At 65.9% G+C, this 19,478-nt stretch carries 20 protein-coding genes; 13 read left to right on the forward strand and 7 right to left on the reverse strand.

The annotated features are described in order from the left end of the window. A partial coding sequence (locus Q0C59_RS11225) for a winged helix-turn-helix domain-containing protein (RefSeq protein WP_291215327.1) occupies nucleotides 1-437 on the reverse strand: 437 nt, incomplete at its 3' end. Between the two features lie 100 nt (nucleotides 438-537). Here Q0C59_RS11225 and Q0C59_RS11230 point away from each other — a divergent pair. From Q0C59_RS11230 to Q0C59_RS11285, 12 genes are all read left to right on the forward strand, one after another. Further along, a complete protein-coding gene (locus Q0C59_RS11230; RefSeq protein WP_291215329.1) occupies nucleotides 538-1,347 on the forward strand; it encodes a gamma-glutamyl-gamma-aminobutyrate hydrolase family protein in 810 nt (269 codons plus the stop codon). Nucleotides 1,348-1,492: 145 nt separating this feature from the next. Further along, nucleotides 1,493-2,863 (forward strand): glutamine synthetase family protein, encoded by a 1,371-nt coding sequence (locus tag Q0C59_RS11235; RefSeq protein WP_291215332.1) that lies wholly within the window; start codon nucleotides 1,493-1,495, stop codon nucleotides 2,861-2,863. A 17-nt stretch (nucleotides 2,864-2,880) separates the two neighbouring features. Beyond that, entirely contained in the window at nucleotides 2,881-4,320 is a 1,440-nt protein-coding gene (locus tag Q0C59_RS11240) for an aspartate aminotransferase family protein (protein ID WP_291215335.1), read from the forward strand. A 153-nt stretch (nucleotides 4,321-4,473) separates the two neighbouring features. Then, nucleotides 4,474-5,646: an extracellular solute-binding protein gene (locus Q0C59_RS11245; RefSeq protein WP_291215339.1), complete on the forward strand. Its 1,173-nt coding sequence runs from the start codon at nucleotides 4,474-4,476 to the stop codon at nucleotides 5,644-5,646. Between the two features lie 103 nt (nucleotides 5,647-5,749). Then, entirely contained in the window at nucleotides 5,750-6,844 is a 1,095-nt protein-coding gene (locus Q0C59_RS11250; protein ID WP_291215342.1) for an ABC transporter ATP-binding protein, read from the forward strand. A 38-nt stretch (nucleotides 6,845-6,882) separates the two neighbouring features. Further along, nucleotides 6,883-7,785, forward strand: coding sequence for an ABC transporter permease (locus Q0C59_RS11255; protein WP_291215345.1), 903 nt, complete (start codon nucleotides 6,883-6,885; stop codon nucleotides 7,783-7,785). 31 nt (nucleotides 7,786-7,816) lie between these two features. After that, nucleotides 7,817-8,653 carry an ABC transporter permease gene (locus Q0C59_RS11260; RefSeq protein ID WP_291215347.1) on the forward strand — a complete coding sequence of 279 codons (837 nt, stop codon included), beginning with the start codon at nucleotides 7,817-7,819 and terminating at the stop codon, nucleotides 8,651-8,653. Nucleotides 8,654-8,757: 104 nt separating this feature from the next. Beyond that, nucleotides 8,758-10,227, forward strand: a complete 1,470-nt coding sequence (locus tag Q0C59_RS11265) for an aldehyde dehydrogenase (protein ID WP_291215350.1) — start codon at nucleotides 8,758-8,760, stop codon at nucleotides 10,225-10,227. 10 nt (nucleotides 10,228-10,237) lie between these two features. Further along, entirely contained in the window at nucleotides 10,238-11,536 is a 1,299-nt protein-coding gene (gabT, locus tag Q0C59_RS11270; RefSeq protein WP_291215353.1) for a 4-aminobutyrate--2-oxoglutarate transaminase, read from the forward strand. Between the two features lie 68 nt (nucleotides 11,537-11,604). Further along, on the forward strand, nucleotides 11,605-12,927 hold the full coding sequence (locus Q0C59_RS11275; RefSeq protein ID WP_291215355.1) for a type III glutamate--ammonia ligase: 1,323 nt from the start codon (nucleotides 11,605-11,607) through the stop codon (nucleotides 12,925-12,927). Between the two features lie 111 nt (nucleotides 12,928-13,038). Continuing rightward, the gene (locus Q0C59_RS11280) at nucleotides 13,039-13,800 is read left to right on the forward strand and encodes a hypothetical protein (RefSeq protein ID WP_291215358.1); all 762 of its coding nucleotides are present in this window, start codon (nucleotides 13,039-13,041) and stop codon (nucleotides 13,798-13,800) included. Between the two features lie 78 nt (nucleotides 13,801-13,878). Next, nucleotides 13,879-14,136: an SWIB/MDM2 domain-containing protein gene (locus Q0C59_RS11285; RefSeq protein WP_291215360.1), complete on the forward strand. Its 258-nt coding sequence runs from the start codon at nucleotides 13,879-13,881 to the stop codon at nucleotides 14,134-14,136. Nucleotides 14,137-14,144: 8 nt separating this feature from the next. Here the strand turns inward: Q0C59_RS11285 and Q0C59_RS11290 are convergent, their stop codons facing one another. The 6 genes from Q0C59_RS11290 to Q0C59_RS11315 all read right to left on the reverse strand — a co-directional run bounded on the left by Q0C59_RS11290 (nucleotide 14,145) and on the right by Q0C59_RS11315 (nucleotide 17,260). Continuing rightward, a complete protein-coding gene (locus Q0C59_RS11290; RefSeq protein WP_291215363.1) occupies nucleotides 14,145-14,915 on the reverse strand; it encodes a class II aldolase/adducin family protein in 771 nt (256 codons plus the stop codon). 101 nt (nucleotides 14,916-15,016) lie between these two features. After that, complete coding sequence (locus Q0C59_RS11295) at nucleotides 15,017-15,208, reverse strand: DUF2892 domain-containing protein (protein ID WP_291215366.1); 192 nt, start codon at nucleotides 15,206-15,208, stop codon at nucleotides 15,017-15,019. A 100-nt stretch (nucleotides 15,209-15,308) separates the two neighbouring features. Further along, nucleotides 15,309-15,962: a Crp/Fnr family transcriptional regulator gene (locus Q0C59_RS11300; protein ID WP_291215369.1), complete on the reverse strand. Its 654-nt coding sequence runs from the start codon at nucleotides 15,960-15,962 to the stop codon at nucleotides 15,309-15,311. Continuing rightward, nucleotides 15,959-16,237, reverse strand: coding sequence for a YkgJ family cysteine cluster protein (locus tag Q0C59_RS11305; RefSeq protein WP_291215372.1), 279 nt, complete (start codon nucleotides 16,235-16,237; stop codon nucleotides 15,959-15,961). Before Q0C59_RS11305 ends, Q0C59_RS11300 begins: the two co-directional genes overlap by 4 nt. Nucleotides 16,238-16,253: 16 nt before the next feature. Further along, nucleotides 16,254-16,844, reverse strand: a complete 591-nt coding sequence (locus Q0C59_RS11310; protein ID WP_291215375.1) for an NADPH-dependent FMN reductase — start codon at nucleotides 16,842-16,844, stop codon at nucleotides 16,254-16,256. A 23-nt stretch (nucleotides 16,845-16,867) separates the two neighbouring features. Then, a complete protein-coding gene (locus Q0C59_RS11315) occupies nucleotides 16,868-17,260 on the reverse strand; it encodes a hypothetical protein (RefSeq protein ID WP_291215377.1) in 393 nt (130 codons plus the stop codon). 208 nt (nucleotides 17,261-17,468) lie between these two features. On the opposite strand from Q0C59_RS11315, the gene mnmG reads away from it, so the two are divergent. After that, entirely contained in the window at nucleotides 17,469-19,457 is a 1,989-nt protein-coding gene (mnmG, locus tag Q0C59_RS11320) for a tRNA uridine-5-carboxymethylaminomethyl(34) synthesis enzyme MnmG (protein WP_291215379.1), read from the forward strand. Nucleotides 19,458-19,478 lie beyond the last annotated feature (21 nt).

Consider the following 19,478-nt stretch of genomic DNA (forward strand, 5'->3'; position numbering starts at 1 on the left):
AGCGCTACCGGGAAGGCGCTGAAGTCGACCATGCCGGGGGTGAAGGGCTGCACTTCCAGTTCGGTGGCGCAGAAGGTGGTGGACAGCGCAATGCCGCGGGTGGACAGGCGCCCGGCCTGCAGCGTGGCGGGCTGGCCGCCGTGGCGCGCGCCCCGGCTGGGCGCGGCGCGTGGCACGTTGTCGTTCACATAGGTGCCGCTGCCCACGCGGCTGGCCAGATAGCCTTCCACGCTGAGCTGGTTGATCGCGGCCACCACGGTGTTGCGCGAGAGCGAGAGGTCTTCGGCCAGGTCGCGGCTGGAGGGCAGGCGCTCGCCGGCACCGAGCTTGCCGTCGAGCATGGCGCGGCGCAGCGCCTCGTAGAGCTGGCGGTGCAAGGGCAGCGCGTCTTGCGTGCCCAGGCGGTTCATTTCGGCGAGCAGGAATTCGGACAGCATGGTGGTTTGAACCTGAAGTGGCTCCATGGGGTGGGCCCAACTGGCTCTGATTGTGATCCACTTCGGTGACCACAATGGGCCCCATTGCATTGGAGTGAACATGATCAAGCCGCCGTGCATGGTCTGGCTGCCCGCCGACCACCGCCTCATGGGTGACCACGGTCACCAGATGCCCTTTCTGCTGCTGGGCGACAAATACGCCCGCGCCGTGAAGGTGGGGGCCAACGCCCAGCCGGTGATGTTTCCGCTGGCCGACACCGACCAGATCAGCGACCTGCTGGCCCTGGTGGACGGCGTGATGCTGACCGGCTCGCCCTCCAACGTGCACCCTTCCCACTTTGCCGAAGACGTGGCCGACCCCAGCCTGCCGCTGGACGCCGACCGCGACCTGCTCACGCTGGCGCTGGTCAAGGCCTGCGTGCATGAAGGTGTGCCGCTGCTGGGCATCTGCCGCGGCTTTCAGGAGATCAACGTGGCCCTGGGCGGCACGCTGCACCAGCGCGTGCAGGAGGTGCCCGGGCTGATGGACCACCGCGAGCCCAAGGCTGCGCCGCCCGACGAGCAGTACGCGCCGCGCCACAGCGTGCGCTTTGCGCCCGGCAGCGTGTTCGAGCAATGGGCCGGCGGCCCCGAGACCGAGGTGAATTCGCTGCACGGCCAGGGCATCAACCGCCTGGCCGATGGCCTGGAGGCGCTGGCCCACGCGCCCGATGGCGTGGTGGAGGCCTTTGGTGTGCGCGGTGCGCGCACCTTCGCCTACGCGGTGCAGTTCCACCCCGAATGGCGCTGCTGGGAAACGCCGTTTTACGCCGCCATTTTTGAAGCGTTCGGCCGCGCCTGCCGCTCGCGCAGCAGCCTGCGCCTGCAGGCTGCCGACCTGAACCGCAGCGCTGCGAGTTCCAGCGCCTGACCATGATCACCCCCCTGCGCCGCTGCGCGGCTTCCCCCCTCTGTGGCGCGCCTTCGGCGCTTCGAGGGGGGGCGGCATCTAGGGCCGGCGGAGCCGGACCCTTGATGCCCCTGGAAATTCCCTATGACCACAACGGAGACGGCACATGACAGCCACCGACAAAAAAATGACCTTCAACGATCTGGAACGCTGGCTCAATGAGAACCGCGTGACGGAGGTGGAGTGCCTCGTGCCCGACCTGACCGGCGTGGCCCGCGGCAAGATCCTGCCGCGCGAGAAGTTCACCGAGGACCGCGGCATGCGCCTGCCGCAGGCCGTCGTGGCGATGGGGGTGACGGGTGAGTTTCCGGCCAGCGGGCCTTACTACGACGTGATCGAGCCGACCGACCGCGACATGCAGCTGCGCCCGGACCCGACCACCGCGCGCATCGTGCCCTGGGCCACCGACCCCACCGCGCAGGTGATCCACGACTGTTTTGACCACGACGGCAAGCTGGTGCCCTTTGCGCCGCGCAGCGTGTTGCGCCACGTGTGCGAGCTGTTCGATGCCGAGGGTCTGGACCCGGTGGTCGCGCCCGAGCTGGAGTTCTACCTCACCGCGCGCAATACCGACCCGAACACGCTGCTCAAACCCCCGATAGGGCGCAGCGGCCGCGCCGAGACCTCGCGCCAGTCGTACAGCATCGATGCGGTCAACGAGTTCGACCCGCTGTTTGAAGAGATCTACGACTACTGCGACAAGATGAAGCTCAACGTGGACACGCTGATCCACGAGGCCGGCGCGGGCCAGATGGAGATCAACTTCTTCCATGCCCACCCGCTGGGTCTGGCCGACGAGGTTTTTTTCTTCAAGCGCACGGTGCGCGAGTCGGCGCTGCGCCACGACATGTACGCCACCTTCATGGCCAAGCCGATCGCGGGTGAGCCGGGCTCTGCGATGCACGTGCATCAGAGCATCCTGGACAAGAAGACCGGCAAGAACATTTTCAGCAACGATGACGGCACACCTTCCGAGTCGTTCTACCACTACATCGGTGGTCTGCAGCGCTACATACCTGCAGCCATGGTGCTGGTGGCGCCGTACGTGAACAGCTACCGCCGCCTTTCGCGCAACACGGCCGCACCCATCAACATCGAATGGGGCCACGACAACCGGACGGTGGGCATACGTTCGCCCATCTCCACTCCCGCAGCGCGTCGCGTGGAGAACCGCGTGATCGGCGCCGACGCCAACCCCTACATCGCCTTGGCCATGACGCTGGCCTGCGGTTACCTGGGCATGAAGAACAAGATCAAACCCAAACCCGAGATGAAGGGCGACGCCTACCTCGCGCCGTACTCGTTGCCGCGCAGCCTCGGCGAAGCGCTGGACTGGTTGCGCCGCGAGACCGACCTGCATGACATCCTCGGCAAGGAATTCATCACCATCTACACCGAGATCAAGGAGCTGGAGTTCGACGAGTTCATGAAGGTGATCTCGCCGTGGGAACGCGAACACCTGCTGCTGCATGTTTGACTGAAAGAGACGCCCGAATGAACACCTCAACCCTCATCGCCCCGCCCGCCCTGGTGCGCCGCGCCGAACAGCACGACACCCAGGCCATCCAGGCCGCCGACAGCGCGCATTTCATCCACCCGTTCACCGACCACGGTGATCTGGCCACACGCGGCTCGCGCGTGATCACGCGCGCCGACAACATCTACGTGTGGGATTCCGAAGGCCACAAGATCCTCGATGGCATGAGCGGCCTGTGGTGCGTGAACGCCGGCTATGGCCGCAAGGAACTGGCCGACGCCGCCTACCAGCAGATGATGACGCTGCCGTTCTACAACAGCTTCTTCCAGACCACCAACGTGCCCGCGGTGCAGCTGGCCACCAAGCTGGCCGCACTCGCTCCCAAGATCGGAGGGCGTTCGTTCGAGCACGTGTTCTTCAGCTCCAGCGGCAGCGAGAGCAACGACACCAACGTGCGCATGGTGCGCCGGTACTGGGACCTGCTGGGCCAGCCCGAGCGCAAGGTGATCATCGGTCGCCTGAACGGTTATCACGGCTCCACCATGGCCGGCGCCTCGCTGGGCGGCATGAGCGGCATGCACGCGCAGGGCGACCTGCCCATTCCCAACATCACGCACATCGGTCAGCCCTACTTCTTCGAGAACGCGCTGCCCGGCGAGAGCCAGGACGCCTTCGGTATCCGCGCCGCCGGCTGGCTGGAAACCAGGATCCTGGAGCTGGGTGCCGACAAGGTGGCTGCCTTCATTGCCGAGCCGGTGCAGGGTGCCGGCGGCGTGATCATTCCGCCGGCCACCTACTGGCCCGAGATCCAGCGCATTGTGGACAAGCACGGCATCCTGTTGATTGCCGACGAGGTGATTTGTGCCTTTGGCCGCCTGGGCCACTGGTTTGCCTACGAGAAGTTTGGCATCCGGCCCGACCTGGTGACGTTTGCCAAGGGCGTGACCAGCGGCTACATCCCGCTGGGTGGCGTGATGGTGGGCGACCGTGTGGCCAAGGTCCTGATCGAGCAGGGCGGCGAGTTCAACCACGGCTACACCTACAGCGGCCACCCGGTCGCCTGCGCGGTGGCGCTGGCCAACATCGAACTGATGGAGCGCGAGAACCTGGTGGGCCGGGTGCGAGAAGACACGGGTCCGTATCTCGCCGAGCGTTTCGCCGCGCTCAACGACCACCCGCTGGTGGGCATGGCCGAAACCTGCGGCTTTGTGGCCGGGCTGGTGCTGGTGAAAGACAAAGCCACCAAAGCCACCTTCGACCCGGACCTGGGCGTGGGCATGATGTGCCGCGCCCATTGCTTCAAGAACGGGTTGATCATGCGCGCCGTGGGCGACCGCATGATCATTGCGCCGCCGCTGGTGATGACCCGGGCGCAGATCGACGAGATGATGGCGCTCATTCACACCTGCCTGGATGCGACGTTGGCCCAATTGCGCGCCGCCGGTCAGCACGCGTGAATAGAATGCCCCCTGCGGTACCCCGGAACGCACCGATGAGGTGCGGTTCGGGCAGCAGCGGGTCTGGAACTTGCTAGATGGTTTTCGAGTCTTTTTCCACGCCTTTCGGTTCGATTTGTCGTTGATCAACCCCTCTCAGGAGCGAGCACCACCATGAAGAAACACGTTTTGGTTATTGCAATGTCGGCGGTCCTGCTGGCGTCTTGCGGCAAGAAGGAAGAGCCTGTTGCGGTTGCGCCCGCCCCGGTGGCTGCTGCCCCGGCAGCGCCTGCGGCTCCGGCCGGCCCGGTGCTGGATGACGAGAAGATCCTCAACGTCTACAACTGGCCCGACTACATCACCGAAACCCTGGTGGCCGACTTCGAGAAAGAGTTCGGCATCAAGGTCAACTACGACACCTTCGAGAACAACGAAGCACTGCACGCCAAGCTGGTGGCGGGCAATTCGGGCTACGACATCGTGATCCCCACCGCCGGCTTCGCCAAGAAGCAGGTTGAGGGCGGCCTCTACCAGCCGATCGACAAGAGCAAGATCCCCAACTTCGCCAACCTGGACGGCGAGTTCATGGCCAAGATCGCCGGCGTGGACCCCGACAACAAGCACCTGGTGCCGTGGGCCTGGGGCTTCACCACGGTGGGCATCAACAAGCAGAAGGTCGAGAAGGCGCTGGGCGGCATGCCCATGCCTGAAAACGCCTGGGACCTGGTCTTCAAGCCCGAGTACTCCAGCAAGTTGCGCTCTTGCGGCATCGCCTACCTCGATTCGCCCAGCGAGATCCTGCCGGTGGCGCTCAACTACGTGGGCAAGCCCGCTTACAGCGAGAACCCGGAAGACTTCAAGCTCGCGGGTGAGATGCTGGCCAAGGTGCGCAAGGACGTTCGCCTGTTCTCCAGCACCATGATCGACGACATCGCCGGTGGCAAGGCCTGTGCCTTCATCGGCTGGTCGGGCGACATCAACATCGCGGCCGACCGCGTGAAGGAAACCGGTGGCAAGGACGAGATCATCCCGCTGCTGCCCACGGGCGGTGGTCTGGTGTTCATCGACACCATGGCCATTCCGAAGGACGCCAAGCACGTGAACAACGCGCACGCCTTCATCGACTTCTACCTGCGCGCAGCCAACGGCGCCGCCATGGCCAACGAGTTGAACTACCCGACCGGCAACAAGGCCGCCATGGCCGACATCAAGGACGAGGTCAAGAACAACAAGACCATCTTCCTGAGCGATGAGGACACTGCGCGCCTGATCCCCACCGGCGGTTTCTCCAACGACATCGCCGGCACGCTCAACGACACCTACAACGCGTTCAAACGCGGCAAGTAAGCGGGCCACACGCGGGCTCCCGGGGGCTGTTCATCCACTGCGGTTGAACAGCCCTTTTTCATTGGGTCAGGTCGCTGGCAGCAGCGAAGAAACGGAATCCACGATGGCAGATTCAACGGGTTATCTGGTCACTGAAAAACTGGTCAAACGCTTCGACGATGCCACGGCGGTTGATGAGGTTTCGCTCTCGATCGGCAAGGGCGAGATCTTTGCCCTGCTGGGCAGTTCGGGTTGCGGAAAGTCCACGCTGCTGCGCATGCTGGCGGGCTTCGAGAAGCCGACCTCCGGGCGCATTCTGCTGGGCGGTCAGGACGTGGCGGCCATGCCGCCGTACGAGCGGCCGGTCAACATGATGTTCCAGTCGTACGCGCTGTTTCCGCACCTGACCATCTGGGAAAACGTGGCGTTCGGCCTCAAGCGCGAAGGTCTGCCCAAGGCCGAGGTGAAGCAGCGCACCGACGAAATGCTGGGCCTGGTGCAGCTCACGCCCTACGCCCAGCGCAAGCCACACCAGTTGTCGGGCGGGCAGCAGCAGCGCGTGGCGCTGGCGCGCAGCCTGGCCAAGCGGCCCAAGATGCTGTTGCTGGACGAACCCCTGGGCGCGCTCGACAAGAAGCTGCGCGAGCAGACCCAGTTTGAGCTGGTCAACATCATCGAGAAGGTGGGCGTGACGGTGGTGATGGTCACGCACGACCAGGAAGAGGCCATGACCATGGCCAGCCGCATCGCCATCATGAGCAAGGGGCGGGTGCTGCAGGTGGGCACGCCCGAAGAGATCTACGAGCATCCGACCAACCGTTTCGTGGCCGACTTCATCGGCAACGTGAACCTGTTCGAAGGCAAGCTCAGCGTGGACGAGCCCGACCGCTGTGCCGTGAGCACCGGCATTGGCGAGATCCAGGTGGGCCACGGCGTGCCGGGTCACCTCAACATGCCGGTGGCACTCGCTGTGCGGCCCGAGAAGATCGAGATCAGCAAGCAGCGCCCCGACGGCGTGGCGGCCAACCTGTTCACCGGTGTGGTGAAGGAGATTGCGTACTTCGGTTCGTACAACACCTACATCGTGCAGGCCAGCGACGGCAGCAAGCTCAAGGTCACCGAGGCCAACACCTCGCGCCAGGACCTGTCGGACATCACCTGGGAAGACACGGTCTACTTTTGGTGGAGCGACGTCGCAGGCGTGGTGCTTCGCGACTGACCCGACCTGTTCGCCGACTGAAGCTCTGGAGCACAACGATGGCATCTCGCATACCTTTCCCCGGCAAACGCTTCGTGATCGGCGTGCCCTTTGTCTGGCTGATCGTTTTCTTCTTCCTGCCGTTTCTGATCCTGCTCTACATCAGCTTTGTCGACATGGGCGGCGATATCAGTCCGTTCAAGCCGATCTGGGACCCTGTCAGTGGCGTGTTGTCGCTGAAGTACGAGAACTACCTGGCGATCTTCCGCACCGAAGAAGGCGCGCCGCTTTTCAAGACGCTGTACGTGGACGCCTACGTGCGCTCCATCTGGTACGCGCTGTGCACGGCTTTCTTCTGCCTGGTGATCGGTTATCCCTTCGCCTACTTCATCGCACGTTCGCCGGCCAGTGTCCGCCCGGCGTTGTTGCTCATGGTGATGCTGCCGTTCTGGACCTCGTTCCTGCTGCGCGTCTACGCCTGGAAAGGCATCCTCACCGACCAGGGGGTGCTCAACCGCTTGATGATGTCGCTGGGCATCATCGACGAGCCGATCCAGATGCTCTACACCAACGTGTCCATGCTCATCGGCATGACCTATGTGTACCTGCCCTTCATGGTGCTGCCGCTCTATGCCAATCTGGTGAAGATGGACTTCCGCCTGCTGGAGGCTGCGTACGACCTGGGCACCACGCCGTTCAAGGCTTTCTGGCTGATCACCGTGCCGCTGTCCAAGGCCGGCATCGTGGCCGGCTTCATGCTGGTGTTCATTCCGTGCGTGGGTGAATTCGTGATCCCGTCGCTGCTGGGCGGGCCGGAGAACCTGATGATCGGGCGCGTGGTCTGGGACGAGATGTTCACCGCCAACGACTGGCCGCGTGCCACGGCGCTGGCGGTGGTGATGATCGCGCTGATCGTCATACCGCTGGCGATGTACTACCGTTCAACCGCTGACAAGCAGTGACCACACCAGGCCCGACCGCGAAGGACTCCCGATGAAACAGCTGCTCGAAAAACACTTCGGCAAAGCCTGGTTGGCACTGGTGTTTGCCTTCCTGTATTTGCCGCTGCTGTTCATGATCGTGTTCTCGTTCAACAGCACCCGGCAGGACGCGCGCTTCACCGGCTTCTCGCTGCGCTGGTACGAGGCGCTGATGCAGGACTCCAAGATCGTCGATGCCTTTTTTCTCTCGCTCAAGGTGGCGGCGGTCACGGGTGCGCTGTCGGCCGTGCTGGCGACGTTCGCGGCCTTTGTGCTGGTGCGCTACCGCCGCTTCATCGGCCGCACCGTCTTCAGCGGCATGGTGAACGCGCCGCTGGTGATGCCCGAGGTGATCATCGGCCTGTCGCTGCTGCTGCTGTTCGTGGGTGCGCAGAACCTGTTTGGCTGGCCGCAGCGCGGTCTGATCACCATCATCGCCGGCCACACGCTGCTGGGCATGGCCTACGGCATGGTGGTGATCCAGAGCCGGCTGATGGAGATGGACCGCTCGATCGAAGAGGCGGCCATGGACCTCGGCGCGCGGCCGCACCAGGTGTTTTTTCTCATCACGCTGCCCAACATCTTCCAGGCCATCCTGGCGGCTTTTCTGCTCGCATTCACGCTGTCGTTCGACGACGTGGTGATCGCCGAATTCCTCTCGGGACCGGGCGTGAACACGCTGCCGCAGGTGATCTTTGGCTACGCACGGCGCGGCATCAACCCCACGGTCTACGCCGCGGCCACGCTGCTGATTGTCACGGTGACGATCGTGATCGTGGGTTATGCGGTGTGGGTGGCGCGATCCACGCGCCGGCGCGAACGCGAGGTGGCGGCGGCACTCAGATCCTGAAGTCCACTGGATCGTTGGTCACCGGGCAAAGTGGCTTTGCAGTGGCGAGTGTTTCGGGCGTAGCATGAGGCCAATTCCTGCCCTGCAATTCCCCGAGACACTCCATGACCGACCTGAGCTTCGACGGCCGCGCATTCATCAACGGCGAGCGCATCGCCGCACGCGACGGCCAGACCTTTGATTGCATTTCACCGGTGGACGGCCGCCTGCTGACAGCGGTGGCGCGCTGTGGCGAGGCCGACATCGATGCCGCCGTGGCGGCCGGGCGTGCCGCGTTTGAAGACCGCCGCTGGAGCGGCCTGGCGCCGGCGCACCGCAAGCGCATCATGATCAAGTTCGCCGAGCAGCTCACCGCGCACGCCGACGAACTGGCGCTGACCGAAACGCTGGACATGGGCAAACCCATCAAGTACGCCAAGGGCGTGGACGTGAACAGCGCGGCCAACTGCATCCGCTGGTACGGCGAGGCGGTGGACAAGGTCTACGACGAGATCGCACCCACGGGGCGCAATGCGTTGGCGCTGATCACGCGCGAGCCGGTGGGGGTGGTGGGCGTGATCGTGCCCTGGAACTACCCCATGATCATGGCGGCCTGGAAGATCGCGCCCGCGCTGGCGGCCGGCAACTCGGTGGTGCTCAAACCCAGCGAAAAGAGTCCGCTGACCGCGCTGCGCCTGGCCGAGCTGGCCCTGGCGGCCGGCATTCCACCCGGCGTGTTCAACGTGGTGCCCGGCTACGGCCCCGAGGCGGGCAGCCCGCTGGCGCTGCACATGGACGTGGACTGCATTGCGTTTACCGGCAGCACGCGCGTGGGCAAGCAGATCCACGTGATGGCCGGGCAGAGCAACCTCAAGCGCGCCTGGACCGAGCTGGGCGGCAAGTCGCCCAACATCGTGTTCGCCGATTGCCCCAACCTCGACCGAGCGGTGGAAGCCGCTGTGGGCAGCATCTTCTTCAACCAGGGCGAGAGCTGCAACGCGCCTTCGCGCCTGTTCATCGAGGCGTCGATCAAGGATGCGTTCCTGGAGAAGGCCTTGAAGCTTGTGCCCGACTACCAGCCGGGCAATCCGCTGGACAAGGCCACGACCATGGGTGCCATCGTCGACAAGGTGCAGATGGACACGGTGTTGCGCTACATCGAGTCGGGCAAGAGCGAAGGCGCCAAACTGCTGGCCGGTGGTGAGGCTTCGATGCCGGTGGCCGGTGGCAACTACGTGCTGCCCACCATTTTTGACGGCGTGACTCCGCAGATGACGATTGCGCGCGAGGAGATCTTCGGCCCGGTGCTCTCGGTGCTGAGCTTCACCGACGCGGCCGAGGTGGTGCGCGAGGCGAACAACAGCGTGTACGGCCTGCAGGCCGCCGTGTGGACCAGCGACATCAACAAGGCGCACGGCGTGGCGCGCGCGCTGCGCGCGGGCACGGTGCACGTGAACCAGTACGACGAGGACGACATCACCGTGCCCTTCGGTGGTTTCAAGCAGAGCGGCGTGGGGCGCGACAAGTCGCTGCACGCGTTCGACAAGTACACCGAGACCAAGACGACCTGGATCAGGATCGACAGCCCCGTTTAAGGAGACACCCATGAATGCCATGAACGACATCAAGACCGACAGCACCAACGCCGCCTGGCACCAGCGCCGGCTCGACGCCACACCCCGCGGTGTGGGCGTGATGGGTGACTTCTTCATCGACAAAGCCAAGAACGCCGAGTTCTGGGACATCGAGGGACGGCGTTTCATCGACTTCGCCGGTGGCATCGCGGTGCTCAACACCGGGCATGTGCACCCCAAGGTGCAGGCAGCCATTGCCGCGCAGTTGCAGCGCTTCACGCACAGCTGTTATCAGGTCGTGCCTTACACCGAGTACGTGGCGCTGGCCGAGCGCATCAACGCCATCGTGCCGATCGACGGGCCGGTGAAGACCGCGTTTTTCTCCACCGGCGCGGAAGCCATCGAGAACGCGATGAAGATCGCGCGCTACAGCACCGGGCGCACCGGTGTCATTGCGTTTGGTGGTGCGTTTCATGGTCGCAGCATGTTCTCGGTCGCGCTCACCGGCAAGGTGCAGCCCTACAAGGCGGGCTTCGGCCCGTTCCCGCCCGAGATCTACCACGTGCCGTTTCCGTGCCACTGCAGCTCGCTGGACGACACGAAGCACGCGATGGAGCAGCTCTTCAAGTGCGACATCGAGCCCAGCCGCGTGGCGGCCATCGTGTTCGAGCCGGTGCAGGGCGAGGGCGGTTTCAACCCCATCCAGCCCGCCGCCGTGAAGTGGCTGCGCGAGCTGTGCGACCAGCACGGCATCTTGCTGGTGGCTGACGAGGTGCAGACCGGCTTTGCCCGCACCGGCAAGATGTTTGCGATGGAGCACTACGGCGTGAGCCCCGACCTCATGACCATGGCCAAGAGCATGGCCGGCGGCACCACGCTCTCAGCCGTCTCGGGCAAGGCCGCCATCATGGACGGCCCGGCCCCGGGCGGCCTGGGCGGCACCTACGCCGGCAACCCGCTGGCCATCGCCGCGTCGCACGCGGTGCTGGACGTGATGGCTGAAGAACGCCTGCCCGAGCGCGCAGAGAAGCTGGGTGACCAGCTCATCGGCCACCTGATCGCGCAGCGCGCCGTGTACCCCAAACGTTTGGGCGACGTGCGTGGCCTGGGCGCCATGGTGGCCTGCGAGTTCATTGATGCGAAAGGGGCGCCCGACGCAGACACCACGAAGAAGGTGCAGGCGGCGGCGCTCAAGCGCGGCCTGCTGCTGCTGACCTGCGGCGTGTATGGCAACGTGATCCGTTTTCTCTTCCCGCTCACCATTGAAGACAGCGTGTTTGCCGAGGGGCTGGCCGTGTTCGACGCCGCGCTGGCCGAGGTGCTTGCTTGAGCGCAGCGCCGCGCCGCTCCCAAGCAAGCTCGCACCGCAGTGCGGAGCACGGAGGTTTTGCTGATTCGTTGGATGAGCGCATCCAGGCCCTGCGCGCGCAGGGCATCCATTCGGTGCTGACCACCTTCACCGACTTGCCCGGTGGCCCCAAGGGCAAGCTGGTGCCGCTCGAAGGCTTGCCCGGCGCGGTCAACAACGGGGCAGGTTTCTCCGGCCCCAGCATTAGCGGCACCGGCCTGCCGCGCATGGGCGCGCGCAGCGAGTACATGGGCCGTGTGGTGCCCGAGAGCTTGCGCCCGCTGCCCTTCATGCCTGGCGTGGCATACGCGGTGTGCGACGGGTTTGCTGGCGGCGAACCGCTGGACACCTGCTCGCGCCAGGTGCTCAAGCGCCAGGTGGAACGCCTGAAGGCGCGCGGCTGGACGCTCTGGGTCGGCATCGAGCCCGAGTTCTTCCTGCTCAACCGCAACAACCAGGGCCGCTGGGAGGTGGCCGACGCCCAGGATGGTCTCGCCAAACCCTCCTACGACCTGCAGGCCATCGGCCGCAACTTTGCGTTTCTGGACGCGATGCGTCAGACGCTCACCGCGCTGGGCTTCGGGCTGCAGCAGATCGATCACGAGGACGCGTGCGGCCAGTACGAGATCAACTACCAGCACGACCACGCACTGGCCGCAGCCGATCGCTATCAGCTCTTCAAGCTCGCCGCGCAGGCGGTGGCGGCGCAGCACGGGGCGGTGTTCTCCACCATGCCCAAGCCGCTGGCGCACGCACCGGGCAGCGGGCTGCACTTCCACCTGAGCTTGACCGACGCCGATGGTCGGGCGGTGATGGCCGACGCCAACGGCGCGCTGGGCCTGAGCAGCATCGGCCACCTGTTCGCCGCCGGCCTGCTGCACCACGCCGACGCACTCGCCGCCCTGTGCGCGCCCACCGTCAACAGTTACAAGCGCCTGGCTGCCAGCCGCAGCGCCTCGGGCACCACCTGGTCGCCGGTGTGGAAGGCCATGGGCGACAACAACCGCACCTGTCTTGTGCGCACCGTGGCCGGCCGCATCGAATGGCGTCTGCCCGACCCGTCGTGCAACGTGTACGCCGCCATCGCCGGCACGCTCGCCGCCGGTCTCTCGGGCATCGAGCAGGCCCTGCCCGCCGTCACGCCTTGCGCCGACGACTTGTACGAGGCGCACTCGCGCGGTGAGGCATTGCCCGACCGGCTGCCGCGCGACCTCTTCGCGGCGCTGCAGGCGCTGGAGCAGGACGCGCCGCTGCGCGCTGCCGTGGGCGAGGCTTTCTGCAAGGAATTCCTCACCTTGAAGCACACCGAATGGGCCAGCTACAACCAGCAGGTGAGCGACTGGGAGCTTGAGCGCTACGCCAACGCGGCCTGATCAAAGTCACCCCCCGCGCCGCCTGCGGCGTCACCCCCTCCAGGGGGCGCACCCTGCGGCCTGGCAAAGCCAGTTTCGCGGGTGCTCTGGCTTTCGGGATAATCCGGCTGCTTGAACACCCCCGCCGCCACTGCCGCCCCCGCCGCGTCTGCCAAGACCTGGACCAAGACCGCCGACCGGCCGCTGCGCAGCTGGCGCAAGTCCGCCAGCATCTGGCTGTTTGCGCACTTCGTGGGTGTGCCCGTGCCATGGCACGCGGTGCGCCAGACCGATGGCGCAGAGTTGCTGGCCTACGAGCACCAGCGCCTGCTGGCCCTGGCGGCCGCCGGCGAACGGGTGCCCACGGTGCTCGCTTTCGACGGGTTTTCGCTCACCACCAGCGACATCGGCGACACGCTCGACCACGTGTTGCACCGCTCGCCCGAAGGTGAGCGTCTGGCGCTGATGTGCGCTGCCAGCGCCGACCTGGCCGCCTTCCACGCCCGCGGTCACTGGCACGGCGGCGCGCAGACGCGCAACCTCACCTGGAGCGGCGAGCACTTCGCCCGCCTCGACTTCGAAGAGCGCCTGCAACCCGGCATGGCGCTCGCCACGGTGCAGGTGTACGACGCGTTGCAGCTGTTGCTGTCGATGGCGCGCTACCTGCAGCCACTCGGCCCGGACGCGGTGCGCGCGGTGCTGCAGGCCTACGCCGACGCGGGCACCGGCGGCCCCGCGCTGCGCGACTTCATCGCCCACCTGCTGCCTCGCCTGGGCTGGGTGTCCAAGTTGGCGGCATGGTCACCCCGTCTGGATGGCTCGCGTGAGCTGATGCGCTTGCGCACGGTGCTCGAAGGCATGACGGCGTTTGTGGCGCGGGCGGCAAACCGGTAGCCGGGTGCCCTGTGTCAGGTGGTTACAAACGGATCGTACGCACGGCCTAGAATCGCGGTTTCAACCGAAGAGCCCCAGATGACCACCGACAAAAAGCCAACCGCCTTCAGCCGTGCCCTCAAACCCAGCGCCGAACTGGCCGCTGTGATCGGTGCCACTCCCCAACCCCGCACCGAAGTTGTGAAGCTGATGTGGGAATACATCAAGGCCAACAACCTGCAGAACCCGAAGAACAAGCGCAACATCCTGGCGGACGCCAAGCTCAAGGCCGTCTTCGGCAAGGATGAAGTCACCATGTTCGAAATGACCGGTCTGGTGGGCAAGCACCTGAGCTGACAAGACACTCAGGTCTTGTAGCCCGCGTCCAGCTTTTCCACTTTGCGCAGCAGCGCCGGCCAGGCCAGCTGCGAGCCCAACCCGGCCGTGGCCACGCGCATCACATCGGCCATGCCGGCCAGGATGGCGGGGTCAACCTGCGTGAGTTCGGTGCCACCGGCCATGGCATCGATCTGGATGCGGCACGTGTTCTCCAGCGTGTACATGGCGAGGAAGGCATCGGGGATGCTCTTGCCCACGGTCAGCAGGCCGTGGTTGCGCAACACCAGGTGGTTGGCGGTGCCCAGGTCGGCCTGCAGGCGCACCTTTTCCTCCGAGCGCAGGGCCACGCCTTCGTAGGCGTGGTACGCCAATGAGGCCAGCACGAAGGTGCTTTGCTGGCTGATGGGCTGGATGCCGGCCTTCTGCGCGCTCACGGCCACTCCCGCGCGTGAATGGGTGTGCATCACGCAGCCGGCTTCGGGCCGCGCTTCGTGCACGGCGCTGTGGATCACGAAACCCGCCGGGTTGACCGGGAAGGGCGAGTCCAGCAGCTTGTTGCAGGCCATGTCGACCTTGACCAGGCTGCTCGCCGTGATCTCGTCGAACATGAGGCCGTAGGGGTTGATGAGGAAGTGGTGTTCACCGCCAGTGACCGAGTCGGGCAGCTTGGCGCTGATGTGGGTGAAGACCAGATCGCTCCAGCCGTAGGCCGCGACCAGCCGGTAGCAGGCGGCGAGGTCGCAACGCAGCGCCCATTCTTCGGCGCTGACCACTTCTTTGAGGGACGGGATGTGCATGGTGTGTCTCCTGATGCGCCTCGACTTGGGCGCGAGCCATGCACTGTATGCCGCTGGCGCTCACCTGTCCTGTCCCAGCAAGGACAGCGGCGCGCCACGGTTCACTTCTTCATGGGACAGGTGTTGAAGCCGAGCATGGCATACGGCGGGCACCAGCCCACCAGGCCGGTGAGCAGCGGCACGACGCCGAGGTAGCCCCACCAGCCCACGGTGCTCGTGGCGGCGGCGGCGATGAGGGCCAGGCCGATGGTGATGCGAAGGGTGCGGTCGATGCCGCCGACGTTTTTGGTCATGGTGTTGCTCCGTGGGCTGGGGCCACCCCGGAGTGGGGTGGTGTGCAGCCATTGGGCGCTTGCGAAGCTCCGAGGTATGTGACCTGGGTCACAAAGCCCGTCAGCGGGGCTGCAGTGCGGCCAGCGATCGCAGGGCGGCGCTGTTGCACACGGTGATGCACTCGCGCGAGAGCTCCACCCAGCCGTCGCGTTCAAACCGGTGCAGCAAGCGGGTGACGATTTCGCGCACCGTGCCCAGCTCGTCGGCCAGTGCCTGGTGGGTGGCGTGCACCTGCGTGCCGTGGCCCAGCAGGGCAGCGGCCAGGCGGCTGTCCAGGCGCTGGAAGGCGATGGCTTCGATGAGGCCGGTGAGGTCGGCCAGGCGCGCGGCGAAGAGGCCGAGAACGAAGTCGCGAAAGCCGGTGTGGCCCAGCGCTTCGCGAAACGCGGCGGGCGACAACAGTGCCAGCCGCGTGGGCTTCACGGTGACACCGTGCGCGCTCAGCGGCTGGTCCACAAACAGGCAGGAGGAAGACACCAGGCACATCTCGCCCGGTACCACGCGGTAGAGCTCCAGCTCACGTCCGCTGCTGGCCGAGCGGGATACCCGCACCTCGCCGCTGAGCAGCAGCGGGAAACCGCCGCAGCGCTCCTGTTCGCGGAACAGGGTGGTGCCGGTGGGCACGTCCATCACAGCCAGGGCGTCGGGCGCCGAGACCGCTTCTCCGATCGCGGGGTAGAGCTGGGCCAGGGTCTGCCAGTCGGTGGTATTCATGTTGTTTGGGGTAGGGTGGCGCGTTCCAGCCGGGTCAGCCAGGTCATGGCGTGTTCGCGGCTGTCGCCGCACATCTCGGGCCCGGGCGCAAGCGAGCTGCACACCGCCGGACGCTCGGGCAGGCCGAACAGGCGGCAACGCAGGGCGGCGTCGAGCTGTGGGCAGGCCATGCCGGCGGGTTTACCCAGCGGCAACCCGGGCAGCGGGCTGCTGATCGACGGCGCGGTGCAGCAGGCGGCGCAGCCGGGACGGCAGGCCAGTGCGGTTGATTCCATGGGGATGGCGCCAGCCTCAGGCTTGCAGGCGCTGCCCGGCCCACAGCACCTGGTCCACCACGCTGTGCACCGCGTTGCGCGAGGTCTCGGTGGAGAGCTGGCCATCGGGGTCGAAGGCTTCGCCCGCCCGGGACAGGGCAAACTGCTTCGGGGTCACCCAGCACTGCAAATTCAATAGCAGTGGCGTGAGGTGTGTCAAGCTCCGCAAGCCACCCAGGGCGCCCGGCGAGGCGCTCAGCAAGCCCACCACCTTGCCCGCAAACGGCTTGGTGCCGCTGGACCACAGCGGGTCGCCCTTGATGGGACTGGAGACCCAGTCGATGGTGTTTTTGAGCAGGCCGGTGTAGCTGCCGTTGTACTCGGGCGAGGCGATGATCCAGGCCGGGTGCGCGTGGAAGATCTCTTTGAGCCGGACGGCAGCAGCGGGTGTGCCGCGCGCTTCCAGGTCGGCGTTGTAGAGCGGCAGGTCAAAGTCGGCCAGCTCGATGTGGGTGACCTGGGCGCCGGCGGTGCCGGCGTAGGCGGCTGCGGCGTTGGCGAGTTGTCGGTTGAAGGATTTGGCGCGGGTGCTGCCAGCGAAGACGAGGAGGGGTAGGGGTGTGCTCATGCCGCCATTGTCGCGGCCTTCGCTCAGAACACGCTGTCGAAGAAATCGGGTGGCGGTGGTGGCGCAGGTGGTGTGGCTGGTGTGGCCACCGGTGCAGGGGCCGGCGGGCAGCGGCGGCTGGCCAGGCCCCAGGCCATCTGGAAGCGCTCCATGACCAGGTCGCGGCTGAAGGTGACGGTGGTCTGGCGGAAGTTGTAACCCACGCCCACGTCCAGGCCGATGCGGCGGCCTTCGCCCGGGAAGAAACTCACACCAGCGGCCAGCACCGGTCGGTTGCGACGGTCGGTGGACAGGATCTTGAAGGTGACGCCGGTGTCGCCGCCGAAGTTGTGGCTGATGCCGAACATGAAGCCGGCTGCCTGTGCGTTCAAGCAGGCCAGTGCGGTGGTGCTGGCCAGGAGCCAGGGGGTTTTCATGGAGAGGTCCTTCCTGTGGTCGGCCCGGGAGTGGGCTGGTGCTCAGGTTAGGAAGGGGCCCGACGCGCGGCCATCCGGGCGGCGCACGGGGGTCGGCGTGCTGGGTGCATGGCCCGATGGCGGGGCGGGGCAGAAATGGCGCAACGGTGGGACAATCGCGGGTTGCCCGGGGCGCCGGGCCGACAGCACCCCGGAAGCGAAAACCACCATGTTGTACCCCCAGGAATTTGACGTCATCGTCGTCGGCGGCGGCCACGCCGGCACCGAGGCCGCGCTGGCGGCTGCGCGCATGGGCAGCAAGACGCTGCTGCTGACCCACAACATCGAGACGCTGGGCCAGATGAGCTGCAACCCCAGCATCGGCGGCATCGGCAAGGGCCACCTGGTCAAAGAGGTGGACGCCATGGGCGGCGCGATGGCGCTGGCCACCGACGAAGGCGGCATCCAGTTCCGCATCCTCAACAGCTCCAAGGGCCCGGCCGTGCGCGCCACCCGCGCCCAGGCCGACCGCGTGCTCTACAAAGCCGCGATCCGCCGCATGCTGGAGAACCAGCCCAATCTGTGGTTGTTCCAGCAGGCTGTGGACGACCTCATGGTGGAGGGCGACCGCGTGGTCGGCGCTGTGACGCAGGTGGGCATCCGCTTCCGCAGCCGCACCGTGGTGCTGACCGCCGGTACCTTCCTCGACGGCAAGATCCATGTGGGCCTGAACAACTACGCCGCCGGCCGTGCGGGCGATCCGCCGGCCGTGTCGCTGTCGGCCCGGCTGAAAGAGCTGAAGCTGCCGCAGGGGCGGCTGAAGACCGGCACCCCGCCGCGCCTGGACGGCCGCAGCATCGACTACAGCCAGTGCACCGAACAACCCGGCGACGGCGTGCCCGGCGGCATGAACGCCGACCAACCGGTGCCGGTGTTCAGCTTCATGGGCAACACCGCCATGCACCCGCAGCAGGTGCCATGCTGGATCACGCACACCAACGAGCGCACGCACGACATCATCCGCAGCGGCTTCGACCGCAGCCCCATGTTCACCGGCAAGATCGAGGGCGTGGGCCCGCGCTACTGCCCGAGCGTGGAAGACAAGATCAGCCGCTTCGCTGACAAGGACAGCCACCAGATCTTCCTGGAGCCCGAGGGCCTGACCACGCACGAGGTCTACCCCAACGGCATCTCCACCAGCCTGCCGTTCGACATCCAGTACCAGCTGGTGCGCAGCATGAAGGGCCTGGAGAACGCGCATATCCTGCGGCCCGGCTACGCCATTGAGTACGACTACTTCGATCCGCGCTCGCTCAAAAGCAGCTTCGAGACCAAACTGATCCAGGGTCTGTTTTTTGCGGGCCAGATCAACGGCACCACCGGCTACGAAGAAGCGGCGGCGCAGGGCATGTTCGCCGGCATCAACGCTGCGCTGCAGTGTCGGGGCGAGGGCGCCTGGCTGCCTGGGCGCGACGAAGCCTATTTGGGCGTGCTGGTCGACGACCTCATCACCCAGGGCGTGACCGAGCCCTACCGCATGTTCACCAGCCGGGCCGAGTTCCGTCTGCAGCTGCGCGAGGACAACGCCGACATGCGCCTGACCGAAGCCGGCCGCCGCCTGGGCCTGGTGGGGGATGCGCAGTGGGACGCTTTCTGCCGCAAGCGCGATGCTGTTTCACGTGAAACAGAACGCCTGAAAGCCACCTGGGTGAATCCGCGCAATCTGCCCGCCGCCGAATCGGAGCGGGTGTTGGGCAAGGCGATTGAGCACGAGCACAACCTGTTTGATCTGCTGCGCCGGCCCGGCGTGGCCTACGCCGACCTGGTGGGGCTCGATGGCGGCAAATACACCGGGCCCGACGTTTCACGTGAAACACTCGGTGATCTGCTGGAGCCGGTGGTGGAGCAGGTGGAGATTGCCGCCAAGTACTCGGGCTACATCGACCGCCAGAAAAGCGAAGTGGAACGGTCCGCGCACTACGAAGGCCTGAAGCTGCCCGCCGACCTGGACTATTTGCAGGTGACGGCCTTGTCGTTCGAAGCGCGGCAGAAGCTGGCCAAGCACCGTCCCGAGACGCTGGGCCAGGCCTCGCGCATCTCGGGCATCACGCCGGCGAGTGTCTCGCTGCTGCTCATCCATCTGAAGAAGGGCGGGTTCAAGGGGTTCGCCACGCTGCCGGCTGCGGCCGCCGACCTGTCCTCCGACATCCCGGCATGAGCGATTTGAGAACCACCCTGC

It is taken from the genome of Hydrogenophaga sp. (assembly GCF_022844385.1).
In the GTDB taxonomy this organism is placed as follows: domain Bacteria; phylum Pseudomonadota; class Gammaproteobacteria; order Burkholderiales; family Burkholderiaceae_C; genus Hydrogenophaga.